This is a genomic window from Nitrosopumilus sp., assembly GCF_025699255.1.
Lineage (GTDB): Archaea > Thermoproteota > Nitrososphaeria > Nitrososphaerales > Nitrosopumilaceae > Nitrosopumilus.
Window position 1 is genome coordinate 240,348 of the sequence record NZ_JAILWA010000002.1, and the last position, 25,771, is coordinate 266,118.

Consider the following 25,771-nt stretch of genomic DNA (forward strand, 5'->3'; position numbering starts at 1 on the left):
GATGATTTGAATCATGTATTACATTTTTCTAAGAAGAAATCATACGACAACGTTATTTGTGATAAAATGGGTCTTAACCCATGTTGGACAGGAAGTTTTTGGCTTTAGTGGCAACTTTTTCGCTTTTATTATGCATTCCTATACTTGATGCCGAAGCATCAAGTAATTCAAACTTGTTTGTTTCTGCAGAAAATTCACAATTTGACAACCATTTCTCTGGATCAATGGTTGTAGAAGTAGTGGTCATTGATCATAATTTATCAGATACCGATGAAGGCAAAGGTGAACCTGATGTAACAATTAATGGAAAATCATTACGCATGACCCAGGCAACTGATGGTAGCTGGTATGCATATTTTGCAAATTTAGACAAAGCGAAAAATGCTGATTCAACTGTTGGCCTTGCTGGGGAGGGATTGGATTTTGGAGTATTTTGTAGCAGGAATACTCCGTCTTCTGTGATTGGAATTTCTTTATCTGAAACAGATGGATTTGCTGTACCACGTTCAACAACCGGTTCAACTAATGGAAACACAGCATTATCTGAATGTACTGCATCTCCAACTGGATCGATATTGAATAATGTTGTTAGAAATGCAAAATCCATTAATACTAATTCTAATGTCCCAACAGGTCAGATTGGATTAAACACAAATGCTTGGCCATTGATTCAATTATATTCATTTAATGAAGTAACAATTCAATACAATCCAGGAGGTTCACCGCAAACTGTTTCGTTAGAATATGATGAGAGTCAAAACATTTCTATGAATGTTGATAGAACTCTTTATCCAAATAATTCTGAAGTATTCTTAACAATTAATGATTTTCAACTAAATCAAGATCCTACTGATGAAGATTCTTGGACTTTTGATGTTGGATCTTCTCCATCAACGTTCTACCAAGCTTTTGATGAAAACGGACAAAACTCTGCAAATGGCGGAGTTGGATTAGTAGATTTAGTTCCAAACCTTTCTAAAATTGGTTTTGAAGATAATGGAAAACTTTCTGTAACTCAAAACTCTGTTATCGAATTACAATCCAATGATAGACAACCTGCAACAAGTGTTTCTGATGGAACCACAACATTTTCTGAAATTGTTACTATAGTTGAAGATGGTCCAAATACTGGAATCTTTACTACTGGGGATGACAATGATCAATCTGTTCTTGGAATTTTAAGTAATGCACCAAGAGGTCAATCCGGTTCTGTTTCTTACAATAAAAATTCAATCTCAATTCTTACCGGATCTTCATCTGCTTCTGTTTCCTTAGAAAATCCTACTTTGAATATTGGAAATGGTTTTCAGTCATTAAAACCAGGAACTAAATTTCCTGTAACCTTGTTTGATCCTGATCAAAATATTAATTCTGGTTCCCGTGATCATCTAGATGTCTATAGAGCAACTGCAATAATCCCTACTCTGACTATTGGAAATCCTGTCACTCTTGAGAAGGCAAATGCCGTCCAATTCCATTCTGCCTCTCCAATTCTTGTAGGTGGTGATACTTCTAATTCATCTGTGCCTGATACTAATTCAGATAGGCTCATCATTGATACCTCGAATGTGGCAAACGGTTCTTATGAGATGATTTCAATGAATTTGGGAATTTCTGCATCTACTTTATCATCTGGTTTACTGGATGTCTCAAAATCAAATACAGATGGTACAACATGGCTAAATTATGATTTAAGATCATTTGAAAATGATTATGGAATTTCAGATTTCAGTGATACTACATTTACACTATCTTTTGGAATTTTAGGTTCATTTCCAATAACTATTGTGGATGCTGGAGATATTTCATCCTCTTATGGATTTATTCAAATTGATGATTCTGATATTCTTGATATCTCAGACGAAAGTGGAACTGTATTTCTTGTAATCGATTTTGATTCTACTGGAAGTGGTGATAATCTTGACATTTCTAGTGAAGTAAACAAACAACCTATTGTAGTTGACTTCTTTTCTTTTGGAATAAAAAATTCAAAAGATGTGAATAATTCTATTTATCGTTTTGAATTAGAAGAAACATCTGACAATTCTTCTACTTTTGATGGAACGATGGAGTATTCTGTTGCTAATGAATTAAATATTTTAGATCCATCATTCATTCAAACTGTTCAGACCATAGATGATCAAATAAAATTCATTGTAACTGATAGACTAATTGATGATAAAGGAATTTTTATTTCCTATTCGGATCTTGATGTAACTGGTGTTTTTACAACAACTTCTTTCCAATCTGATATTAACACAAGTGCTGGAATCATTTCATCAGATTCTAAATCCTATAGATTTGGTCAACCTGTAACTTTGACATTAAATGATCCTGATCTTAATTTGAAAAATGATTTAGTTGATATCTATTTTGTAATCAATGATCCTAATTCTTCTAATGTTGATACTGTTGGTAAAAATGGAATCAAATTGCTTGAAGTTTTGATTAAGGATATTCGTTACAAACGTTGCACTGTAGATGGCGTCGAATATGGTGGATTGGGTGCTACTGGCTTTACTCTTGTAGAAACTGGTCCCAGCACTGGAATTTTTGAGGGAACCTTCAAAATGCCATCCAAAATTTGCAATAAATCTGGAACTGGACTAATCTCTTCAGCTGGTGGTAGCCTTGATGCTAAATATTATGATTCTAGAGACAATTTTGGAAATTCAAATGTTTTTAGTTTGTTGCGAACACAAACATCTTCTTTTCCTACATCTGCACAACTCAGTACATATGAAATAGTCAAACCTGTTTCGGGACAATCTGATGAAATTATACTATCTGGAACAGTTGAAAATCCTCGAAGAGGAATTCCTTTGGATGTTGTCATTATAGCTCCTGATGGAAAAATTCAGAATTTTGCTTCAATTTTATCTAGTGCCGGCAGTTTCAAATCCGCAATTTCAATTAATGAAAATACCTTGACAGGTATTTACAAAATTGAACTATCTCATAATGACTCATTTTTAAAAACTATTTCATTTAAAGTTGTAAATCCAATAATCCCTGATTGGATCAAAAACAATGCAAAATGGTGGTCTTCTAATTCTGTGTCTGATTCAGATTTTATTGGAGGACTTGAATATTTGATTGAAAAAGGTCTCATAATTGTTAAACCTGACACTGAACTTTCTGTTGCTTCCCAAAAAATTCCTGATTGGATCAAAAACAATGCAAAATGGTGGGCAGATGATCAAATATCTGATGAAGACTTTGTAAAATCAATTCAATTCTTGGTCAATAAAGGTATCATAAGAATATAATCTGGTCAATTTTTGTTTCATTGAAAACATAAATACCTCAACTCACGAATCAAAATGAAAATGAGGCTAACTGGATTCTTAGCATTTGCATTATTATCAATTTCAATTATATCTTATGGCATCAGTGGTACTGCTTTTGCAACCAGCGACCCAAATCCTGCATTGCCTATCTCAACTGATCTTGAGATTGCTTCTAATGGTGCAACTGTAAAAGTTTCAGGAAGCATAAAAGATTATAATTCTTCAGATGGAAAGGGACTTACATTTATCATTAAATCTCCTGATAACAATATTGTAGGAATTGGACAAGTAAATCCAAGTTCTGATGGTTCTTTTTCAAAAAGTTTTGTTGCTGGTGGTCCTTTGTGGAAATTAAATGGTGATTATGTAGTTGAATTTCATTACGGTGCTGATAGCTCTGAAGTATCAGTAAATTATGTTGGTGGAGAACAAGTAATTTCTGGTCAACCTGAGCCAGAACCAAAGCCAGAACCAAAGCCAGAACCAGAACCAACACCTGAACCAGAACCAGAACCAACACCTGAACCAGAACCAACACCTGAACCAGAACCAGAACCAACATGTGGTGCAGGAACTGAATTAGTAAATGGAATTTGTCAAGTTATTAAATCTGAGCCAGAACCAGACAGTGGATGTCTAATTGCTACTGCTGCATATGGCACTGAATTAGCACCACAAGTACAATTACTTAGAGAAATTCGAGATAACACATTATTCAGCACAACATCTGGAACCTCCTTTATGTTAGGATTTAACACATTATACTATTCATTTGCACCAACTGTTGCTGATTGGGAAAGAGAAAGCCCAATGTTTAAAGAAACAGTAAAGACTCTCATCACTCCAATGCTTTCTACACTATCAATCATGTCATTAGCTGATGAAGGCTCTGAAGCTGAAGTCTTGGGTCTAGGAATTTCAGTTATTGCTCTTAACTTGGGTATGTATATTGCAGCACCTGCATTAATTGGATTCAAAGTTCATCAACATATCAAATCTAGAAAATAATCTTACATCTCTCTAGGTTATTATACTGAAACACACTACAGTTTTTCATGCATATTGAATATGAGGAATTTGAAACAATTGAAGATATTCTAATGTATATGGCATCAGCTGCTCCGCCAATGAAAAATACAATGCCTATCAATTCGTATAAGGGATATGTTTTATCTTTTATTCCTCTTAGTCCTTCAACTGGAGAAACATATCTTATGCTTTATGCAAAAGGTTCTCTTGAACCTGGAATTTATGAATTTGACGTCGCATCAAAATCATTCAAAAAAGTTGAAGGTGTAGAAAGAGCAGACAAAGTATACTTTATTTCTTTGACCCCGAAACGAAACACAATAGCAGATGTTGCTATTGAAAATCTATAAAGAGGGGGCGTTCCCATTTTATTGAAAATCTATAGTTTCTTTGTTTGAATTTTTGGTGCAGTTACTGATCTACTTCTGGCATATTTTCCTATAATTTCATCCGGAGTTCTTCCATTGAATAGATCCTTACATAATCCTCTCAAATATCTCATAATTGCCCAAGTACCAGCTTTTAGAATTCCATACATGAATACTTTCATTGGTGGACCATATGTTTTGTTTCTGAGAATGATTGGAATGATGTCATTAATTACTCGTAAATTATTTTCCCAGCATTTCCAAAATAATGTAAATTGTGCTTCATTCAAATTTCCAAAATGCATTGAATTCTTTTCACTAAAGTCTTGGTATAGTAGTGGTGCAACTAATCCTCTAAAGTCCATTTCTCTAAAGTCACTCATCATATCTATTGTATATTGAATATCATCTGGTGTTTCATCTGGCCAACCAATAATGATGGTTGCTGCTGGGAACCAATGGTTTTCATTTAGAATCTTGGCTCCTTCTCTTACAACACTTCCCCATTCTTCTGGAGAAAATGGTTTTGTTTTTACACCCAAGTGTTTCTTTACCATATCTGGTGCTACTGTTTCAATTCCAAGATTTGTTGCAAGCCATCTGCCTGTTTTGTCTTGTTCATTAACATGAGAAATTTGTTGCATCAAAATTGGATCTGCCGCAACAGCAGAAAATGTCATATGTGTAGTTCCTACAAAATTTGCTCCTAATCCTTTTAGTCCTTTCCACAAATCAACAATTGCGTCTCTGTTTGGAACAAAGTCTCTATTATCACATCCATAAAGTAACATTTCATCAGAATGTAACCAAACTGAATCAAATCCATAATCTAAGTTAGTTTTAGCCTCATGCTGTAATCTTTCTAGAGGTAGATCTTTTTTTGATCTTTTATTCACATCACAAAAGTCACAACCTCTTCCACAGCCTCTCATTGCTTCAATCAATGAATTGATTGTAGGTCCTTCAATAACTGGTATATTTTCGAGATTTCGTACAAAACAATGCATTAATTCTGGTGCATCATTTTTTTCTAGATCTTGAAATAAATCTACAGCTAACTCATCTGCTTCCCCAACAACAACTGTATCAATTCCATGTATTTTCATTCTATCTGATTTGGCTAATTCCCATGCTCCATTTCCTCCTACTACAACTTTGAAATCATATTTCTTTTTGAGTTGAATTATGCTTGCACACATTTTTTTAAATTTCATCGCAACATAGGATAATTTTTCTGGGGACATTGTTGTTGTAACTGGAGCCATACCCAATGGATCCATTACGTTAATTCCGACTACTTTTGTATCTGGACCAATTGATTTGTGTAGCATTTCAGGATGTGCCATGAATACATCTTCTCTTTTGTATCCTCCTTGAATCAATGAACTTTCAATTCTTCTTAATCCTACTTGAGCAACTTTAACTTCTCCCGTAATTGGATCTGTTTCTACAGATGGGCAAAATACTTTGTCAAAAACCCATTCTGGTAAAACTTCATAGGGCCCACATGCAATAAATCCATAAAGAAAATTTCCACGATAATTTGTCATTAAGCTACGATCAGCAGTAAGTACAACACGTTTGCCAGCCAATTATCCAACTTCTTTTAACTATGTTATATATCATTTACGAGATAGACATGGCCTAAATTTTTGTTATTATTTTTTGCTTGCTCTATTTGCTATATTTGCTGCTATTCCACCTGCTGCAATTCCGTTGTCAATATTTACCACTGATAATCCCAATGAACAACTTTGAAGCATCGAAGCTAATGCTGCTATTCCTTTTTCTCCATATCCATATCCTACTGATGTTGGAATTCCTATTATTGGAATGTCTACTAATGTGGAAACTAATGTAGCTAAAGCCCCCTCCATTCCTGCTGCGACAATTATGCATTCCACCTCTTCATCTATGATTTCTTTTAAAACTGGAAAAATCCTTTGTATTCCTGCAACTCCAACATCATAACTAACTATACATTTACAATTCATTGCTTCACACATCAATCTGGATTCTTCAGCCACTCCTATGTCTGAAGTTCCTGCTGTGATTATTCCTACCTTGCCTCCGTGAAATTTGATTGGTTTTTTAAACAATAGTATTGTCGATGAATTTTTTCCAGTTTTGATTTTCACTTTTAATCTTTTTGCAAATGTTAAGATTTTTGGATAATCTTTTTTCTTGATCCTTGATATGATAACCGAATTTGTTTTTTCTAAAGTTTTTTTTGTTATTTTTTTAATCTCTTCTAATTCTTTTGATTCTGCAAAAATAACTTCTGGAATTCCCCTTCTGTTTTTTCTATTGATATCTATTTTTGCAAACCCTTCTATTTTTTCAATTGAATATAATGACAATAGTTTTTTTGCATTATTTGTTGAAATTTTACCTTCTTTTACTGACTCTAATATTTCATTGATATCCAATAATTGACAGTCTTTGTTAGTGTAAAAAAAGGCTTAGATTTCAATACCTGAGATGGCACTTTTTACACTTTCAACTGCCTTATCAAACACTTGTTTCTCTTCATCATTAAGGTTTAATTCGATGATTTTTTCTACACCTTTCTTGCCAATTATTGCTGGTACTCCAATAGTTACATCCGAATGACCATATTCTCCATCAAGATATGTTGCAACTGGAATGACTTGTTTTCTGTCTCTTACCACTGATTCAACAATTGCCGAAATTGCATTTCCTGGAGCATGTACTGTAGCTCCTTTCAATTCAATAACTTTTGCTGCTACTTGTTTTGTGTTAACGACCAATTCGTCTAGTTTTTCTTTTGGCAAAAATGACGATAATGGAATGCCTGATACTGATGAAAATCTTGGTAGAGGTAACATATTTTCCCCATGTTCTCCAATAACTAGTGCTCTGATTGAATCTCGAGAATGACCTGTTGCTTCATGAATAAATTGTCTGAATCTTGATAAATCTAACATTCCACCCATTCCAAATACCCGACTTCTGTCAAATCCTGAAACCTTGTATGTTATGTATGCCATAGGATCAAGTGGATTTGTTACAGGAATTATCATTGAATTATCTGCATATTTTTTTACATTTTCTACTACGCTTTTCACGATTGATGCATTAATTTTCAAAAGATCCATTCTGGTCATACCTGGTTTTCTTCCAGAACCTGCTACTACTACAACAACATCTGAACCCTTCATGTCTGCAAAATCATTAGAACCTTTGACTTCTACGTCTATTCCTTGTTCTGATAACATATGGTTGATATCCATAGCTTCTCCTTGAGGAAGCCCTTCAGCTACATCGAGTAATAATATTTGATCATCTAGTCGTTTTAACGCTGAAAACAATGCAGCGTCTCCACCCACTTTACCAGAACCGATGATAGTAATCATGAAAATCGGTGTTAATTTTCAATAATTAAATCTAGTGAAAGTCGTGAAATATTAGTCGAATTTATAAGCATTTTTGATAATTTTTAATCATGGTTGTTGTTATTGATCCTCAAATAGCTGGGATCTCTGGTGATATGCTTCTGTGTTCCTTAGTTGATTTGGGTGCTGACAAAAATAAAATAATTGATGGAATCAAATTGTCTGAAAAATTTCTTTCAGGTTCGACAATTAAAAAAATTGAATTTGAAAAAATCCAAAAAAATGGAGTTGAATCATTACAGTTACTTTTAGATATTGATGAAGATATTCATGAAAGAAAAGGTCATGAGATTAAAACTGCAATTATCAATTCTACAAAAGAACTGAATCTTTCTGAAAAAGCAAAAATTTTTGCAAAATCCTGTATAGATACACTCATTTCTTCAGAATCTAAAATACATGGAATTCCTGAAAATTCTGTTCATTTTCATGAGGCATCAAGTATAGATACTTTGGTAGATATTATTGGAATCACAATTGCAATAGATGATTTAGAATTATTTGAAGAAAAAATTGTATGCTTACCTATTTCTGTTGGAGGTGGCTCTGTAACTTTTTCACATGGCACAATGTCAAATCCTGCAAGTGCAATTTTGGAGATTTTTAAGAATTCTAATTTGATCATTCAAGGCAATGATGCAAATGAGGAACTTACTACTCCTACCGGTGCGTGCATTTTAGTAAATTTTGCTCATGAATCTGTAAAATACTACCCTCCAATGAAAGTAGATGCTATTGGATATGGGGCAGGTCAAAAAGATTTTGAATCTTTTTCAAACACACTGAAAATTATCAGAGGCTCAGAAAACCAATTGGAAGTTGATTCAGTAAAAATCCTTGAAACCAATGTAGATGATGTATCTGGAGAAATTTTAGGAAATCTTATTGAGAAGATTATGGAAAAAGGAGCTCGAGACGTCTCTATTTATCACGGAATTACCAAGAAGGGAAGACCCACAAATCTTGTATCAGTTATCTGTACTGATGAAACTGTTGATGAGATAGTTGATACTCTGATATTAGAAACTGGAACTTTGGGTGTCCGAATTTCTGATTCTAATAGATTTATAGTTCCTAGATCAAGCCATTCGGCTTCTATATCTTTGAATGGGAATCTTTTTGAAATAAACTACAAAAAATCATCCTTTAAGGGAAAAAATGATTTTAAGATAGAATTTGATGATTTGAAAAAAATTTCAAAAATTCTTGATAAATCCATTAAAGCAACAGAATCTTTGTTGAGGAAAGAAATAGAAAAATTGGAGTTAAAAAATGCCTAGTCTTGAAAATCTTGTAAATTGGTTTGATGACAAAAACAAAGTAATGGTTGCTCTTTCTGGAGGTGTAGATAGTGCTCTTGTTGCATATGCTGCATTCCAAAAACTCGGAAACTCTGCAATTGCTGTTACCGCTGATTACAAAACTTTATCAAAAGAAGAATTGGCAACTGCTAAACAGATTTGTTCTGAAATCGGTATTAAACAATTGTTTTTAGATTATAGTGAGCTTGAAAACGAATCTTTCACAAAAAATGATTCAGATCGATGCTTTCATTGTAGGATGGAATTAGGAGAACATTTGACTAAATTGGCAAAAGAACATGGCGTGGAAGTAATTGTGGATGGAACAAATCTTGATGATTTGGGTGATTATAGGCCTGGAATTGAAGCATTAAAACAGAATGGAATTAGAAGTCCTTTGGTAGAAACGCACTTTTCAAAATCAAACATTAGAGAAATTGCAAAATCTGTTGGATTATCTATATATGACAAACCCTCAAATTCTTGTTTGGCATCAAGAATTCCTTGGGGTCAAAGAGTAACTGCAGAAAAATTACTTCGAATAGAACTTGGTGAAACAATTGTTAAACAACTAACAAACGTAAAGCAAGTACGAGTTCGTGATATGAATGGTTCTGCAAAAATTGAAGTTGAAAAACAGATGATATCAAGACTTGATAAAAACATCTTAGACCAACTAAATGAGAAATTGAAATTGATTGGATTTATTTCAGTTGAAGTTGATCAGGAAGGATATAAACCAGGAAAAATTAACGTGATTGCAGATTGATTTATCTTGACAATGCAGCATCTACTCAAATTCATGATGATGTTTTAGAATCCATGTTGCCATATCTTAAAGAACAGTATGGCAATGCATCATCAATTCACAGATATGGTAGACTTGCTCATAAGGCAATTGAAAAGGCAAGAAAACAAATTGCACAATTAATCAATGCAGAACCCTCTGAAATTCTGATAACTTCTGGTGGTACAGAATCAAACAATACTGTTCTGAGAGGAATTTCTAGATCTGGTTCATCTGATAAAATCATTACATCTCTAATTGAACATGATGCAATTTTAGAACCTTGTAAGAATCTCTCAAAATCTGGTCTGATCATTGATTATCTTCCTGTAGATAATTTTGGAATGGTAGATCCTCAAGAATTACAAAATCGCTTATCTGATAATACTTGTCTAGTTTCAATAATGTTTGGAAATAATGAAGTAGGTGCCATACAAAAAATTTCTGAAATTGCTAAAATATGTAATGAAAGAAAAATTCCATTTCATACAGATGCGGTTCAAGCAGTAGGCAAGATTCCAATTGATGTCAAAGAACTAGGTATAGATTTACTGTCAATTTCTTCCCACAAACTAAATGGACCAAAAGGTATAGGTGCGTTATACATCAAAAATGGTATTGAAATTGATCCTGTAATTTTAGGTGGTGGTCAAGAAAATGGTTTGCGTTCTGGTACTGAAAATGTTGCTAATATTGTTGGATTTGGAAAGGCATGTGAAATTGCAAAAAATCATTTGGATGAAAATATGGCTTATGTTAGTAAACTTCGAGATCTTCTGGTTGACAAAGTTTTACATGAAATTCCTGAAGTGACTCTTAACGGTGATCCAAAATCTAGATTGCCTAACAATGCTCATTTTACATTTCTTGGTGTTAACGGCGAAGATCTTATCATTAAACTAGATGAATATGGAATTGCAGCCTCTACTGGTTCTGCATGTTCTGTTAATACTCAAAAGGCTTCACATGTTTTACAGGCAATGGGGTTTTCTCATGAACAAATAACTGGATCTTTAAGATTGACAATGGGTGTTTTCAATACTGCAGAAGAAATTGAACAAACGGTTGTACACCTCAAAAAAATAGTTGAAGAATTAAGATCTTTTTCACCCTTCAAAGAAAAATATTCTTTTAATTCTAAAAATTAATCTCTAACTAGAAATCTATTTCTTGTAAATACCACTGTTGAAAATATTCCTATTACTAATATTATCATTACAATGCTTCCAAATTCTGGAACAACATAAGTTCCAATGATCTCAATGTCTGAATCTCCATTTTCAAAATCTATTCTTAATACTCTGGAATCTGCACCTATTGTAGATGATTCTTTAGGGCTTACTTCTATACCGTCAATTAAAACAATGAACGTATCGTCTTTACCATCTTGTTTTTCTGCTCCGATGAACTCTCTTGGCAAATCTAATGTTATTACTCCTTCATCTACTGCGTCAATTTGTACTATCAATGCAAAAATCTCTGAATCAACTATCATATCTTTGACTGTTCCTCCTTTGATGGTGTATTCTACATCAAAAGTACCATGACTTCCTGCATCTACTTCAAAATTTGTTGCAGTCGAAGATACTTCTGATTTTGGAGAATAACTAAATTCTGATTCTGCAACATTACCTTCGCCATATGATGCTCTGACTGTATACTCTCCTTGTTTTTGCCATAATGGACCTTCTGCATTAACTGTATGAGAATAGCTACCATCTTGAGCAACTGTGATTTGTGCAATATCTACAAGATTTCCTTCTGAAAATAATTGCAATGTTACAGGAGTACTTCCGACTATTGTTGCAATGTGACCTGAAATCACTATTGTATCTCCTTCATCATAATGACTGTCATCTGTTTGAACTGAAATTATTGATTCTTGAGCAAAAACTACTCCTGTAGAAATCATAAATAATAATATCAAACCATAAAATACTTTCAAACTCACAAACTTTTCAATACTCGTTTGTATATTTCCTTTACTATTAAAAAATGAAAAAATGAAAAAAGTTGTGTAACTTTTAGTATCTTGGAACAATGCTAAGTCTTGACTTTGCAGAGACTGCAATTATTGAGATAATTGCTACTGCAAGAATCATAGCTGCTATTGTACCAAATTCTGGAATTACATGGGTACCAATTATTTCAATTTTCTCAGCGCCAGCTGGGAACATTACTGTTACTTTGTTTGCAACAATTTCAACATCATCCCATTCTTCACCGTCAACTAGTACCATGAAGATACCGTCAATGGTTGTTTTTGTTGGGCTTACTGTTAGTGTTCCGTCATCTTTTGCGTTGATCATAATGACAATTGAATTGTCATCAGTATTGATTTTTGCACCAGTTACCATTCCACCTGAAATTGTAAATGGTACACATTGACCATTTGCAGATATTTCATTACTGCCACATTGTTTTGTGTTGTTTGGTGTGTTGTAATTTGGTGTATATGCTTCTCCACCAGTTAGTTCAACTTTTGCACTGTTGCTTTTTTCAGCACTACCATAGTTTACTTTAATGGTGTAGGTACCATCGTATTTCCACATAGCACCTGCTGTATTTAGTGTCGTCTCAAAAGTTCCATCTTGTGATACATTGACTTGGTCAACTGTAACGATGGAGTTTAAGGGACTAACAACAGTTACTGTAACTGGAAATCCAGAGGCTACGTTTGCTACTTGGCCTGTTACCATAATCATGTCACTATGTCCATATCCTGTTTTGTCTGTCCAAACAGATACTGGAAGAGCTTCTCTCAACATTTTGTTTGCTGTTGCCTTGGCATCTTCCATTGAACATCCTACACATGCTTCTGGAATATCTCCTGAAGCAGCATATGCTGATGACATGGTTAAAGTACCGACTGCAGTCATTAAGGCTAGTAGCGCGAACGACGTTCGGTTGTTCATCTTGTTGCGATTTGCATCCGTCTCTATTTATGTATATTTAAAAAGAGAAAAAAGTTGTGAACTTAGTATCTTGGAACAATGCTAAGTCTTGACTTTGCAGAGACTGCAATTATTGAGATAATTGCTACTGCAAGAATCATAGCTGCTATTGTGCCAAATTCTGGGACTACAACTCCGTCCTTGATATCTACTTCAGTTGAAGCAGAATATTTTGGATCATCGAATTGTTTTACCATTACAGTGTACAATCCATCTTGTTTCCATAGTGGTCCGCCTACTGTAATTTCAGTAGCGAATTCGCCATCAAGCATTGGTGATATTTGAGCTACTTTTACCACATTTCCATTTGGTGCAATCACTTTCACTGTGATATCTTGACTAACTCTGTCTGTTTTTCCAGTAACCTCAAACATTGTAGAACCATTTTCAATAATTATTGCATCAAGCAGAATCCCTGCATCTTTTGCAACATTTGTTGTATTTGGTGTGAAAATACCTGTTTCTAAATTAGATTCGGTTTCAGAAGTTCTTTCAGTCATACCGTCTGTTATTTCAACAAATACCTTCAAAGTGTACAATGAATTTGCTCCTGTGCCTTGCATTGCTTTGATCTTGTAAAATCCATCTTCAGTCCATGTTGGTCCGACTTTGAATGTTTTTGCAAAAATTCCTTCTGCGTCTGGTGACACTTGATCAATTGCAACAACATTGCTTCCACTTGGAGAAGTTACAGTAAATGTAACGTCATTAAGCTTTGATACGGTTTTACCTGTTACAGTAATTGTATCTGAGCCTTTATCGGCTGTAGCTGTAATGGACATTCCGAGATTTTGAGCAAAAGCATCTTGCTGAATAGAGGTCATTGAAACTAATGACAGTGCCATGAGGGCAATTGCCATTGATGTTGTAGAACGTTTAAAATTCATCCTATTTTCACCCAGCATTATTGCTATTTATGTATATTTAAAAATGGAATTTTGCGATCTAATCTGTATAGATCAGCTTAGTATTTAAAAATAGAAAAAAGATGAGATTTAGTATCTTGGTATAATACTAAGTCTTGACTTTGCAGAGACTGCAATTATTGAGATAATTGCTACTGCAAGAATCATAGCTGCTATTGTACCAAATTCTGGGACTACAAATGTACCGATTATTTCGATCTCTTCTGCTCCAACTGGGAATGCTATAGTAAGAACTCTGTTTGTTGATGTTGTTGTTTCATCAAAGTCTACTTCTTCTCCATCAATTAAGACGAAAAAGTCATCATCTTCCCCATTCATTGTTGCATCCATGATAGATCTAGGAATTGTAAGAGTCAATGAACCATCGCTTGTAGCAGAAATAGAAACTATGAGTGAATTTGCATCCACATCAGGCATAATACTAAGTAGTTTTCCACCTGTAATTTCATATCCTATCAAATCAGTTGAACCTTCAATTGATACTGTTTTGTCAGTAACTTTAGGAGGATTTGTTGGTGTTGTTGTAGATCCACCAAATTCAAATGATGTTGCTGCTGTTCGATTTTCATTTCCATATTGAACTGTAACAGTGTATGTTCCCTCTGTTCTCATTGTTCCACCTGCAGTAATTTCAGTACTGAATTTTTTATCAGCACCAACTGCTACTTGTGCAATTGCAACAATGCTTCCATTAGAAGATGTAACGATGACACTTACTGGAACACCATACAGATCTTTTACTTCTCCTGTTACTAGAATTGTGTCACCTTCTGAATATGATGACTTATCTGTAGTAACAACAATCGAGCTTTGTATTTGTCCAAATGCTGGTGCCATACCAATACTTGCAAATAATATTGCAGATAGGGCAAACACCGTTAGATGAGCTTTCATCATTTTTACGCCTAAATTTATACTATTTAAGGTTGTGATAAAATTTGTTGACAAAATAGAAAAAAGACTGTTTTTTTTGCGGATTTCAAATTACATATATATTAACCCGAGCGTGAATTTTTGACAGTTTGTGTGTTTTCATTAGTGTTACATTTAATGTTCGATATGGGGGTATTTTGAATGGCAACTAAGAAAAATCAAGTTTTAGTACCTGATCATGTATACGTTCCAAAACATGAAATTATTCCAAAGCAAGAAGCTGAAGAAGTTTTAAAAAAATACAATTGTAAACCAACTGAATTACCATTAATCTTTGTAAACGATCCTGCAATTTTGGGACTTGGTGTAAAACCTGGAGATATGATAAAAATTACAAGAAAGAGTCCAACTGCTGGTGAAAGTCTCTATTATCGTTATGTGGTGGAAATCTAATGGCTGATCCTTCAACAAAACGTTGGCCAGTAATTCAAGACATTCTAAAACGTGAAGGTATTGCACGTCAACATCTAAACTCTTTTGATGAATTTTTAGAACGAGGATTACAAAGTATCATTAATGAAGTTGGACAAATTGATATTGAAAATGCAGAATATCCTTACAAGATTCAACTAGGTAAAGTCAAACTTCAACAACCAAGAATGATGGAGCTGGATGGTTCCATAACTCATATCACTCCAGCTGAAGCAAGATTGAGAAATGTTTCTTACTCTGCTCCAGTAATGATGGAGGCAAGTGTTGTTGAAGATGGAAAAATTTTAGAATCAAGATTTGTCCACATTGGAGATGTTCCAGTAATGGCAAAATCAAACGCTTGCATATTGCATAATTTCTCTTCTCAAAAATTAATTGAACATGGTGAAGACCCAAATGATCCTGGCGGTTATTTCATAATTAATGGTTCAGAGCGTGTCATTGTTGGATTAGAAGATCTTTCTTACAACAAAATTATTGTAGATAGAGAAACCGTTGGTGGAAATATTGTTTTCAAAGCTAAAGTATATTCTTCAATTGTAGGATATCGTGCAAAATTAGAACTAGTAATGAAAAATGATGGATTAATTGTTGCCCGAATTCCTGGTTCTCCAGTTGACATTCCAGTTGTTACTTTGATGAGAGCCCTTGGATTAGAATCTGACAGAGAAATTGCATCTGTGGTTTCATTAGTTGATGAGATACAAGATGAATTGGAAGGCTCTTTTGAAAAAGCAGGTGATGTACCAACATCAAAAGATGCCATTGTCTATATCAGTAAAAGAATTGCACCTGGAATGCTAGAAGAGTTCCAGATTAAACGAGCTGAAACTTTGCTTGATTGGGGACTATTACCTCACTTGGGTAAACATCCTGAAAATAGAAAAGAGAAGGCCCAATTCTTAGGTGAAGCAGCATGTAAATTATTAGAATTAAAACTTGGATGGATTACTCCTGATGACAAAGATCATTATGGAAACAAAGTAATCAAATTTGCAGGACAAATGTTGGCAGATCTTTTCAGAACTGCATTTAGAAATTTGGTTAGAGACATGAAGTATCAATTAGAAAGATCTGGCCAGAAACGTGGAATCAATGCAGTTGCTGCAGCAATCCGCCCTGGAATTATTACTGATAAACTAAACAATGCTATTGCAACTGGAAACTGGGGAAGAGGTAGAGTTGGTGTCACTCAATTACTTGATAGAACTAATTATCTTTCAACCATTAGTCACCTTAGAAGAATTCAGTCTCCTCTCAGTAGAACTCAACCAAACTTTGAGGCAAGAGATTTGCATGCAACTCACTTTGGAAGAATTTGTCCGAGTGAAACACCTGAAGGCTCAAACTGTGGTTTGGTGAAAAACTTGGCCTTGTCAGGAATTATTTCAGTAAATGTACCATCTGAAGAAATAGTAGAAAAACTCTATGATCTTGGAACTGTTCATTTCTTTGATGCAAAAGAGGATTTGAAAAAAGATGGAACTAGAATTTTTGTAGATGGTCGTTTAATCGGTTATTACAAAGATGGAGGAGAACTAGCTGAATCCCTCAGAGAACTAAGAAGAAATTCAAAGATTCATCCACATGTTGGAGTCTCTTTCCATAAATCTGAGATTGAAGGTTCTACAAGAAGACTATACGTAAATTGCAATGCTGGTAGAGTATTACGTCCATTAATTATTATCAAAGACAACAAACCATTGTTAACTTCAGAATTACTAGATAAAATTTCAAAGAAATTACTTTCATGGACTGACCTTTTGAGAATGGGTGTCTTGGAAATGATTGATGCAAATGAAGAAGAAAATTGCTATATTACTTTGGATGAAAAAGATGCAAAGAAACATACCCACTTGGAAGTGTTCCCTCCAGCAATTCTTGGTGCAGGTGCTTCTATCATTCCATATCCAGAACATAACCAATCTCCAAGAAATACATACGAATCTGCAATGGCAAAACAGAGTTTAGGATTTTCTACACCTATGATGAATACCAGTACATATGTTAGACAACACTTTATGCTATATCCTCAAGTTCCAATTGTCAATACAAAAGCAATGAAACTTTTGGGATTAGAAGACAGACCTGCAGGACAAAATTGTGTTGTTGCAGTTTTGCCATTTGATGGTTACAATATTGAAGATGCAATTGTACTAAGCAAGGCATCTGTTGATAGAGGTCTTGGTAGAACTTTCTTCTTTAGAATTTATGATGCTGAAGCAAAACAATATCCTGGTGGAATGCGTGATACTTTTGAGATTCCAAATGCCGAAGATAACATTAGAGGTTACAAAGGTGAACGTGCATACAGATTACTTGAAGATGACGGCGTAGTAGCATCTGAAGCCACAGTTAAAGGTGGGGATATTTTGATTGGAAAAACTAGTCCACCAAGATTCATGGAAGAATATAGAGAATTTGAATCATCTGGACCATATAGACGTGATACTTCAATTGGTGTTAGACCTTCTGAAGCCGGTGTTATTGATACTGTAGTTATGACTCAATCCAACGAAGGTGGAAAAATGTACAAAATCCGTGCAAGAGATATGAGAATTCCTGAAATTGGTGATAAATTTGCATCAAGACATGGACAGAAAGGTGTCTTGGGAATTTTAGCTAAAGCAGAAGATCTTCCATACACTGCAAGTGGAATGTCTCCTGATGTCTTGATTAATCCTCATGCATTCCCTTCAAGAATGACAGTTGGAATGATGATGGAATCAATCTGTGGTAAAGCAGCTGCTTTGCGCGGAAAAAGATTTGATGGTTCTGCATTTGTCGGAGAGAAAATGCCTGAAGTAAAAGAAGTGATGGATGCACATGGTTTTGAATATTCTGGTAAAGAAATAATGTATGACGGAAGAACTGGTAAGTCATTCCCAGTTGAAGTTTTCATTGGAGTTGTATATTATCAAAAACTACACCATATGGTTGCAGACAAAATACATGCAAGAGCCCGTGGTCAAGTTCAGATGTTAACAAAACAACCAACTGAAGGAAGAGCAAGAGGTGGTGGATTGAGATTTGGTGAAATGGAAAGAGATTGCTTGATTGCATATGGTGCTTCTATGATTCTAAAAGACAGATTGTTAGATGAGTCTGATAAATCTGATATTTTTGTATGTGAAAGATGTGGTCTTGTTGCATATCATGATGTTAAACAAAGAAAATATGTCTGCAGAGTATGTGGAGATAAAGCCAAAGTGTCTTCTGTCTCCGTAGCATATGCATTCAAGTTATTGTTACAAGAGATGCAGAGTCTTAATGTTGCACCTCGATTATTGATCAAGGAGAAAATCTAGAATGTCTGTCCAAGCAATCAAAGCAATTGATGGAATTCGTTTCTCAGTTTGGTCTCCAACTGAAATTAGAAAATACTCTGTAGCTGAAATTACTGCTCCTGAAACATATGATGAAGATGGAATGCCTGTCCAAGGAGGTTTGATGGATGGAAGATTGGGAACACTTGAGCCTGGACAAAAATGTCTTACATGTGGAAACACTGCTGCAAGATGTCCTGGTCACTTTGGACACATTGAACTAGCTGAACCAATTTTGCACATTGCATTTATTGATAACATCTACAAATTACTACAATCTACATGTCGTTCTTGTGCCAGACTCAAAGTACCACAAGAAGATCTAAATGCATTCAAAAAAATTAAGGATAAACATGCCGCATACACTGTTGTTTCACAAAAACGTATTCCAGAACAAATTATTGAAAAAGCCAAAAAAGCAAAGGAATGCCCTCACTGTGGAAAAACACAATATGAATTGGTATTTACAAAACCAACAATCTTTGTAGAGAAGACTGAGATTGGTGAACACAGATTGTTGCCAATTACAATTAGAGAAAGATTTTCACAAATTGCTGATGAGGATTTAGAATTACTATCTTATGATCCAATTACTGCTAGACCAGAATGGTTTATTCTACAGGCTTTGCCTGTTCCACCAGTAACTGTAAGACCTTCAATTATTCTTGAAACAGGAATTAGATCTGAAGATGACCTGACTCACAAAATGGTTGACATCATCAGAGTTAATCAGAGATTAAAAGAAAGTAAGGAAGCAGGAACTCCGCCATTAATTGTACAAGACTTGGTTGACTTGTTGCAATATCACTCTACAACATATTTTGATAATGAAGTGTCTGGAATTCCTCAAGCTCATCATCGTTCCGGACGTCCACTCAAGACATTAACTCAAAGACTCAAAGGAAAAGAGGGAAGATTTAGAGGTTCATTATCTGGAAAGAGAGTTGACTTTTCAAGTAGAACTGTAATTTCTCCAGATCCTAACTTGGACTTGTCTGAAGTTGGTGTACCTGAACAAGTTGCTATGAAACTAACCATTCCTGAAATTGTTACAGAATGGAATATTGAAAGAATGAGAAAACTTGTAATTAACGGCCCTGAAAAGTTCCCTGGTGTAAACTATATTGTTAGACCAGACGGTGTCAAAATTAGATTAGATTTCGTAGAAGACCGCTCTACAATTGCTGAAACCCTTGAAATTGGTTATCTGATTGAAAGACATCTTGCAGATGGCGATATTGTTATGTTTAACAGACAACCATCACTTCACCAGATGTCTATCATGGCTCACTATGTGAGAGTACTGCCAGGCAAAACCTTCAGATTGCATCCTTCAGTTTGTCCACCATACAACGCAGACTTTGATGGTGATGAGATGAACCTTCACGTTCCTCAAAGTGAGGAAGCAAGAGCAGAAGCAATTCTTTTGATGAGAGTTCAAGATCAATTGATTTCTCCAAGATATGGTGGTCCAATTATTGGAGCACTGAGAGACTTTGTTACTGGCGCTTATCTGTTAACCAAAGATGATACTGTTCTATCTATTCAAGAATTTTCAAACTATGCTATGCTTGGTGGATACACTGGCGAACTTCCAAAACCTGGAACAAAAACAAAAGATGGTCCAGCATACACTGGAAAACAATTGTTCTCATTGTTCCTTCCAAAAGACTTCAACTATGTCCTTACATCAAAATGGTCAAAGGGAACAAAAGGTCCTGAAAAAGATGTTGTCATCAAAAACGGTGAACTCATCAGCGGTGTAATTGACAAGACATCAATTGGTGCAGAAGAACCTGAAAGTATCTTACACAGAATTACCAAAGACTATGGAAACGGTGTTGGTAAAAACTTCCTAAATTCTGTTTTAATCATGGTAAAACAATTCATCACTCACTATGGTTTCAGTTATGGCTATGGTGACCTTGAAGTTCCAGAAAAGAATGTACAAAAGATTCTAGATGATATTGAAGAAACATATGGCATTGTTGCTGACTTGACTGATCAATACAACAAAGGAACTTTGAAACTTACTAGAGGTATGAAGGCAGAAGAAGCTTTGGAGGCTTACATTGTTAATGAATTAGGTAAAGCAAGAATCAAAGCAGGAGATACTGCAAATGATTCTCTAGATGATAACAACGCTGGAAAAATTATGGCAACAACTGGTGCAAGAGGTTCAGCACTTAACGTAGGTCAGATGGCAGGTGCCTTAGGACAACAATCAAGAAGAGGTAACAGAATGAATGAGGGTTATAGTAATCGTGCATTAACTCACTACCAAGAGCATGACAGTAATCCTGATGCTCATGGATTTGTAAAATCAAACTACAGAACCGGTCTTACTGCTCTAGAATTCTTCTTCCACGCAATGGGAGGTCGTGAAGGTCTTGTAGATACTGCAGTTAGAACACAACAAAGTGGTTACATGCAGCGTAGATTGATTAACGCTTTAGAACATATTAGATTAGAATATGACGGAACAGTAAGAGATCCTCATGGACACATAGTTCAATTCCTTTATGGTGAAGATGGAATTGATGTGCAGAAAAGTGATCATGGTGAGGCATTTAATGCAAGCAGATTGGCTGAATCTCAAACCATCATTGATTCTGGAAAGAAAGCAACCAAAGACGAAATTGATACTCTAGCTAAAAAATATACCAAGACATTCAATCCAAGATTGACTGAACTTGTCACTGATGCTTTACACAAATCCAATCTAAGTAAAGATGGTATTGAAGCAGTTTGTAAGAAAGGTCTATCATTATACAATAAAGCCAAAGTCGAACCAGGTCAAGCAGTAGGAATTGTAACTGCACAATCAATTGGTGAACCAGGAACTCAAATGACTTTGAGAACTTTCCACTTTGCAGGAATTAAAGAAAGAAACGTAACACTTGGTCTTCCAAGATTAATTGAACTTGTTGATGCTAGAAAGAAACCTGTTACCCCAACTATGGATATTTACCTTGATGAAGAATCAAAGAAATCAAGAGAAAAAGCAATTGAAGTTGCAAGAAATGTGTTGCAAACCAAAGTCAGTGCCTTAATTGCTGATACTGAAACTGATTATTCTACAAATATCAAATTAATTCTCAGTCCAAACAGACTGCAAGAGAGAGGTTGCTCTGTATCTGAAGTAGAGGCTGCTTTATCCTCAAATAAAAAATTCAAGATGGAAGTTACAGGCGAACTAATCACATTGAATTTAGTTGAAGAGGCTGATACTGCAACTGCAATTGCAATTAGAAACAAAGTTCTCAACACTACCGTTAAGGGAGTTCCAGACATTGAACGAGTAACATTAGTCCAAAAAGATGATGAATGGGTTATTCAGACAACCGGTTCTAACATTGCCAAAGTTCTAGAAGTAAAAGGAATTGATAAGAAGAATGTTCGAACAAACAATGTCTTTGAAATTGCAGGAACTCTGGGAATTGAGGCTGCAAGAAATTCGTTAATTGATGAACTTAACCATACTTTGGGTGATCAAGGATTAGAAGTTGATAACAGATACATCATGCTAGTATCTGATTTGATGTGTTCTAGAGGTTACATGCAACAAATTGGTAGACATGGAATTGCAGGTACTAAGGACAGTGTTCTTGCTAGGGCTGCATTTGAGATTACAGTACCAACAATTGCACATGCTGCACTTGGTGGTGAAATTGAACAACTCAAAGGTATTACTGAAAATGTAATTGTTGGCAGTAACATTCCAATTGGAAGTGGTACTGTTGATTTGTACATGCAAGTAAGTAAAAAGAAATAGGAGACAGAGGAGTTTAGTGATAATTATGGCTGATGAAATTTCTACATTGATGAATAACAGTAAAGACAAAGTTGTGTTGTTGAGATTAAGAAACACAAAAACTGTTCAAGGAATACTCAAAGACTTTGATATCCATATGAACTTGACATTGGATAATGCTGAAGATGTTTCTGAAGAAAAACATGAAAAACTAGGAAAGATTTTGCTTAGAGGAGACAACATCCTTGCAGTCTCTTTGCCTGAAGATGAATCTTAAAAGTTCATCAAACATTAAATTCAATAATTAAGAATTTTCAGTATGCTGCAGTTTCTTTTGTTGACATTGCTTTTGTTTCCGGCATTTGGGCAATCTGCACCTGATTACGATAATCCATACTCTCCAATTTTTACCGACAAGCCTGTTTACTCTTGGACTGACAAAATGAAAATTACCATTATCTCTCCTAGCTGGAACTCTGATAGACATCTGATTGATTCTATTGGTGACACTAATGATCATCCAATTAAAATTTCTACATCTGAAAATTCACTTGAACCATATCGATTTACTGAAACAGATGTAAACTCTGGAATTTTTACTGCCGAGGTAATTCTTACGGGATTTACTCACGATGTTGATGGTGATGGAAATTTTGATACGTCTCCACGAACAATAGGAAATGGGCCAACCAGTGGGTTTTTAGAAGTTGATAGGGATTCTGCAATTACTATTTCGTTTGAATTTGCAGATGGGGTAGTACTAGTTGAATCTGTTCCTGTAAGTTGGAATGTTGGCACAATTAATTTCATGAAAGATGTTTTTTTTCTGGAAGATGCTGTAATAGTTAGAGTAGTTGATGCAGATATGAATCTGAATCCTGAAGCCTTGGATAACTTGCCCGTTCAGGTGTTCTCTGATTCAGATGTTGCAGGCATTGAGGTAAATGCAGTTGAAACATCTGAAAGTTCTGGCTTGTTTGTTGCAACAATTCCCCTATCTCAAAACTCTCCTTCAAGTGGAAACCGACTGTATGCTATGGCCGGAGATGATATCTTTGCCAAATATGATGATTACACCTTGCCAAAACCCTACTCCATAACGGACAACTTGGAAATCAAAACATCTGCCAAAGTTGATTCATCAATTCCTTCAATAGAGCGAATACAAAATTCAGAGATTACCTTTTCTGATGGTTTTGGAAATCCAATTCAATCATATACAAAAAATTCTCAAATACAAATAGTTGGCACAGTTGCTAACAATCATGATCTAAAACAACAATTTGTTTATTTTTTCCAGGTAAAAAATGACAAAAATTTTGTAGAGTCTCTTTCTTGGATTCAAGGCGAAATTTCCTCGCAACAAATTCTTGATGTTTCACAATCTTGGATTCCTGATGAATCCGGAACATATGAAATTGAAACTTTTGTGTGGAATTCAATAAATAATCCAACTGCACTATCTCCAAAAATGTCTACTTTGATAACTGTGGAATGAAAGTATAATTTCTACGTGATTATTAAATAGAAAATTACGTTTTGAGCCTTGTGTTAGGATACGTTTTAGGAATTGCCTTAGTGTTAACCGTATTGACTCCCGTTCTTTTGGCAGATGTGTTTGCTGATTCTATTATTGTCAACTTTGATAAGCAACTTTACGAGCTTGGTGACACTCTGACAATAACTGGTGAAATTTTAGATGTTGGAATGCCTGTAATTGCCATGAGCATTTATGATCCTGATGGGAAAGTTTTGTCTGCAAACAATCTAGAGATTTCTTCAGAAAACATTTTTTCCAAAACCATCAATCTTGAATCCCCTTTCTATGAGAAATCTGGTGAATATCTGGTAAAACTTGACTATGGACAAATTTCTCAAAACCACTATTTTCTGATGGATGGGGAACTTTCTATTCCTGAAATTTTTATTGAAGATGTGGAACCTGAGGTAATTTTGCTTTACACTGAGAAAAAGCAATACACTGACAACGAAGTAATTGAAATCACTGGTCTTGTTTCATCTGTAGATTCTCCAACTGTTTTGATTGGAATTTATGATCCGTTTGGAATGCCTGCTGGATTTTATTTTGGTGCCATAGATTCGAATATGGAATTTACTACAAGCTTTCTTGCAAAGGATGGTGTAAATTTTAGAGTTGATGGAACTTATTCTATCAAAGCACACTATGCAGAATCTGAAGTGACATCTTTTTTTGATTACTATAGTGTGTTGCCAGAAACTGAACAAACCACAAACGAAACTACAACAGAAACCACAAACGAAACTACAACAGAAACCACAAACGAAATTACAAATGAAACCACAACAGAAACCACAAACGAAACTACAAATGAAACCACAACAGAAACCACAAACGAAACTACAACAGAAACCACAAACAAAACTATTACAACAGAACAAACTAACACATCACAAGAATCCTCTACAACAACTACACCATCTCAATCTGTAATCAATGACACTCCATCAAAAAAATCCGAAAATAAAAAAGAAATATCAAATACCGTTTTAGAAAATAATCCAATTAAAAAAACAGATGATGGTGCAAAAAAAGAAATTAAAATTAAAAAAGAAAACAACCTTACAGTAGAAGATATTGAATTAGGAAAATTACTTAATCAAATACAATTAGAATGTGACTCAAGCACTTACACTGATACAATTTCTTACTATGATGGAATGGGGCCTGCACTGTATCGTTTATGCAAATTTGACAGTTCGTTGAATTTTTTCAATGAATCTCTAATGAACAATCCTAACGATGTTGAAATTCTAGTCAACAAAGGCTCAACTTTGGGAAAATTAGGCTATTATTCTGAGGCTATAGTGTTTTATGATCATGCAATTAGAATAGATTCTGATTTTCTTCCTGCAAAAAATAACAAAGCAAACGCCCTTGCTAATTTAGGAAATTTAGATGATGCAATTTTGCTGTACACTGAAATTTTGGAAAAGAATCCAAGTTATTTTACGGCACAGAAAAATCTTCAAATTGCTTTATCTGCAAACCATGATAATCAAATAACTCCAGTTGATGTATCTGATGAAAAGACAATTAATCCAAAACCCCAATCTGAACCTGTCTTAATTATAAATTCAGAAAAACAAACATCTCAGAATTTCTTTGATGAAGTAGGTATTGCGTTTTCAACTTTGGGTTCTCTATTTGATTTTCTAAACTAATTTCTTGAATTTCCACGCTTGATTTTTCAATAAACCTATAAAGCCCTGTTA

19 protein-coding genes are annotated in these 25,771 nt (G+C 34.8%); 12 read left to right on the plus strand and 7 right to left on the minus strand.

All coding sequences use genetic code 11. The annotated features are described in order from the left end of the window. The first annotated feature begins 80 nt into the window (after window positions 1–80). Genes K5781_RS03470 through K5781_RS03480 form a run of 3 tightly spaced genes read left to right on the plus strand, consistent with a single transcriptional unit; the run spans window position 81 to window position 4,669 of the window. Complete coding sequence (locus K5781_RS03470) at window positions 81–3,269, plus strand: peptidase (protein WP_297440749.1); 3,189 nt, start codon at window positions 81–83, stop codon at window positions 3,267–3,269. Window positions 3,270–3,323: 54 nt separating this feature from the next. After that, window positions 3,324–4,298, plus strand: a complete 975-nt coding sequence (locus K5781_RS03475) for a CFI-box-CTERM domain-containing protein (protein WP_297440751.1) — start codon at window positions 3,324–3,326, stop codon at window positions 4,296–4,298. A 47-nt stretch (window positions 4,299–4,345) separates the two neighbouring features. After that, window positions 4,346–4,669 carry a hypothetical protein gene (locus K5781_RS03480; protein WP_297440753.1) on the plus strand — a complete coding sequence of 108 codons (324 nt, stop codon included), beginning with the start codon at window positions 4,346–4,348 and terminating at the stop codon, window positions 4,667–4,669. 29 nt (window positions 4,670–4,698) lie between these two features. On the opposite strand, the gene K5781_RS03485 is transcribed toward K5781_RS03480, so the two are convergent. The 3 genes from K5781_RS03485 to K5781_RS03495 all read right to left on the minus strand — a co-directional run bounded on the left by K5781_RS03485 (window position 4,699) and on the right by K5781_RS03495 (window position 8,064). Continuing rightward, window positions 4,699–6,279 carry a radical SAM protein gene (locus K5781_RS03485; RefSeq protein WP_297440754.1) on the minus strand — a complete coding sequence of 527 codons (1,581 nt, stop codon included), beginning with the start codon at window positions 6,277–6,279 and terminating at the stop codon, window positions 4,699–4,701. Between the two features lie 66 nt (window positions 6,280–6,345). Continuing rightward, a complete protein-coding gene (gene larB, locus K5781_RS03490; protein ID WP_297440756.1) occupies window positions 6,346–7,116 on the minus strand; it encodes a nickel pincer cofactor biosynthesis protein LarB in 771 nt (256 codons plus the stop codon). Window positions 7,117–7,149: 33 nt separating this feature from the next. Then, on the minus strand, window positions 7,150–8,064 hold the full coding sequence (locus K5781_RS03495) for a malate dehydrogenase (protein ID WP_297440758.1): 915 nt from the start codon (window positions 8,062–8,064) through the stop codon (window positions 7,150–7,152). An 89-nt stretch (window positions 8,065–8,153) separates the two neighbouring features. On the opposite strand from K5781_RS03495, the gene larC reads away from it, so the two are divergent. From larC to K5781_RS03510, 3 genes are read left to right on the plus strand one after another with little or no spacing between them, the layout of a single operon-like run. Continuing rightward, on the plus strand, window positions 8,154–9,383 hold the full coding sequence (gene larC, locus K5781_RS03500; protein ID WP_297440760.1) for a nickel pincer cofactor biosynthesis protein LarC: 1,230 nt from the start codon (window positions 8,154–8,156) through the stop codon (window positions 9,381–9,383). After that, window positions 9,376–10,173 (plus strand): ATP-dependent sacrificial sulfur transferase LarE, encoded by a 798-nt coding sequence (gene larE, locus K5781_RS03505; protein ID WP_297440762.1) that lies wholly within the window; start codon window positions 9,376–9,378, stop codon window positions 10,171–10,173. Before larC ends, larE begins: the two co-directional genes overlap by 8 nt. Continuing rightward, window positions 10,170–11,339 (plus strand): cysteine desulfurase family protein, encoded by a 1,170-nt coding sequence (locus K5781_RS03510; RefSeq protein ID WP_297440764.1) that lies wholly within the window; start codon window positions 10,170–10,172, stop codon window positions 11,337–11,339. Before larE ends, K5781_RS03510 begins: the two co-directional genes overlap by 4 nt. Here K5781_RS03510 and K5781_RS03515 read toward each other — a convergent pair. The 4 genes from K5781_RS03515 to K5781_RS03530 form a co-directional block, all read right to left on the minus strand. Beyond that, a complete protein-coding gene (locus K5781_RS03515) occupies window positions 11,336–12,142 on the minus strand; it encodes a PEFG-CTERM sorting domain-containing protein (protein WP_297440766.1) in 807 nt (268 codons plus the stop codon). The genes K5781_RS03510 and K5781_RS03515 overlap by 4 nt on opposite strands. A gap of 73 nt (window positions 12,143–12,215) precedes the next feature. After that, complete coding sequence (locus K5781_RS03520; protein WP_297440875.1) at window positions 12,216–13,046, minus strand: PEFG-CTERM sorting domain-containing protein; 831 nt, start codon at window positions 13,044–13,046, stop codon at window positions 12,216–12,218. A gap of 122 nt (window positions 13,047–13,168) precedes the next feature. Then, window positions 13,169–14,032 carry a PEFG-CTERM sorting domain-containing protein gene (locus tag K5781_RS03525; RefSeq protein ID WP_297440768.1) on the minus strand — a complete coding sequence of 288 codons (864 nt, stop codon included), beginning with the start codon at window positions 14,030–14,032 and terminating at the stop codon, window positions 13,169–13,171. Window positions 14,033–14,140: 108 nt separating this feature from the next. Beyond that, window positions 14,141–14,965 carry a PEFG-CTERM sorting domain-containing protein gene (locus tag K5781_RS03530; RefSeq protein WP_297440877.1) on the minus strand — a complete coding sequence of 275 codons (825 nt, stop codon included), beginning with the start codon at window positions 14,963–14,965 and terminating at the stop codon, window positions 14,141–14,143. Between the two features lie 180 nt (window positions 14,966–15,145). On the opposite strand from K5781_RS03530, the gene K5781_RS03535 reads away from it, so the two are divergent. Genes K5781_RS03535 through K5781_RS03560 form a run of 6 tightly spaced genes read left to right on the plus strand, consistent with a single transcriptional unit; the run spans window position 15,146 to window position 25,720 of the window. After that, window positions 15,146–15,397 (plus strand): DNA-directed RNA polymerase subunit H, encoded by a 252-nt coding sequence (locus K5781_RS03535; protein WP_297440770.1) that lies wholly within the window; start codon window positions 15,146–15,148, stop codon window positions 15,395–15,397. Next, on the plus strand, window positions 15,397–18,744 hold the full coding sequence (locus K5781_RS03540; RefSeq protein WP_297440772.1) for a DNA-directed RNA polymerase subunit B: 3,348 nt from the start codon (window positions 15,397–15,399) through the stop codon (window positions 18,742–18,744). Before K5781_RS03535 ends, K5781_RS03540 begins: the two co-directional genes overlap by 1 nt. Before the next feature lies 1 nt (window position 18,745). After that, on the plus strand, window positions 18,746–22,537 hold the full coding sequence (locus K5781_RS03545; protein ID WP_297440774.1) for a DNA-directed RNA polymerase subunit A': 3,792 nt from the start codon (window positions 18,746–18,748) through the stop codon (window positions 22,535–22,537). Between the two features lie 25 nt (window positions 22,538–22,562). After that, a complete protein-coding gene (locus tag K5781_RS03550) occupies window positions 22,563–22,793 on the plus strand; it encodes an LSM domain-containing protein (protein ID WP_297440776.1) in 231 nt (76 codons plus the stop codon). Between the two features lie 42 nt (window positions 22,794–22,835). Next, the gene (locus K5781_RS03555; protein WP_297440779.1) at window positions 22,836–24,014 is read left to right on the plus strand and encodes a hypothetical protein; all 1,179 of its coding nucleotides are present in this window, start codon (window positions 22,836–22,838) and stop codon (window positions 24,012–24,014) included. Between the two features lie 50 nt (window positions 24,015–24,064). Continuing rightward, entirely contained in the window at window positions 24,065–25,720 is a 1,656-nt protein-coding gene (locus K5781_RS03560) for a tetratricopeptide repeat protein (RefSeq protein ID WP_297440879.1), read from the plus strand. Window positions 25,721–25,771: the final 51 nt, after the last annotated feature.

Coding starts and splice junctions, on each gene's coding strand:
- K5781_RS03555 (WP_297440779.1), top strand. CDS start 22,836: ATGCTGCAGTTTCTTTTGTTGACATTGCTTTTGTTTCCGGCATTTGGG.
- K5781_RS03495 (WP_297440758.1), bottom strand. CDS start 8,064: ATGATTACTATCATCGGTTCTGGTAAAGTGGGTGGAGACGCTGCATTG.
- K5781_RS03470 (WP_297440749.1), top strand. CDS start 81: ATGTTGGACAGGAAGTTTTTGGCTTTAGTGGCAACTTTTTCGCTTTTA.
- K5781_RS03475 (WP_297440751.1), top strand. CDS start 3,324: ATGAAAATGAGGCTAACTGGATTCTTAGCATTTGCATTATTATCAATT.
- K5781_RS03520 (WP_297440875.1), bottom strand. CDS start 13,046: ATGTCATCAGCATATGCTGCTTCAGGAGATATTCCAGAAGCATGTGTA.
- K5781_RS03535 (WP_297440770.1), top strand. CDS start 15,146: ATGGCAACTAAGAAAAATCAAGTTTTAGTACCTGATCATGTATACGTT.
- larC (WP_297440760.1), top strand. CDS start 8,154: ATGGTTGTTGTTATTGATCCTCAAATAGCTGGGATCTCTGGTGATATG.
- K5781_RS03525 (WP_297440768.1), bottom strand. CDS start 14,032: ATGAATTTTAAACGTTCTACAACATCAATGGCAATTGCCCTCATGGCA.
- K5781_RS03480 (WP_297440753.1), top strand. CDS start 4,346: ATGCATATTGAATATGAGGAATTTGAAACAATTGAAGATATTCTAATG.
- K5781_RS03545 (WP_297440774.1), top strand. CDS start 18,746: ATGTCTGTCCAAGCAATCAAAGCAATTGATGGAATTCGTTTCTCAGTT.
- larE (WP_297440762.1), top strand. CDS start 9,376: ATGCCTAGTCTTGAAAATCTTGTAAATTGGTTTGATGACAAAAACAAA.
- K5781_RS03530 (WP_297440877.1), bottom strand. CDS start 14,965: ATGAAAGCTCATCTAACGGTGTTTGCCCTATCTGCAATATTATTTGCA.
- K5781_RS03540 (WP_297440772.1), top strand. CDS start 15,397: ATGGCTGATCCTTCAACAAAACGTTGGCCAGTAATTCAAGACATTCTA.
- K5781_RS03550 (WP_297440776.1), top strand. CDS start 22,563: ATGGCTGATGAAATTTCTACATTGATGAATAACAGTAAAGACAAAGTT.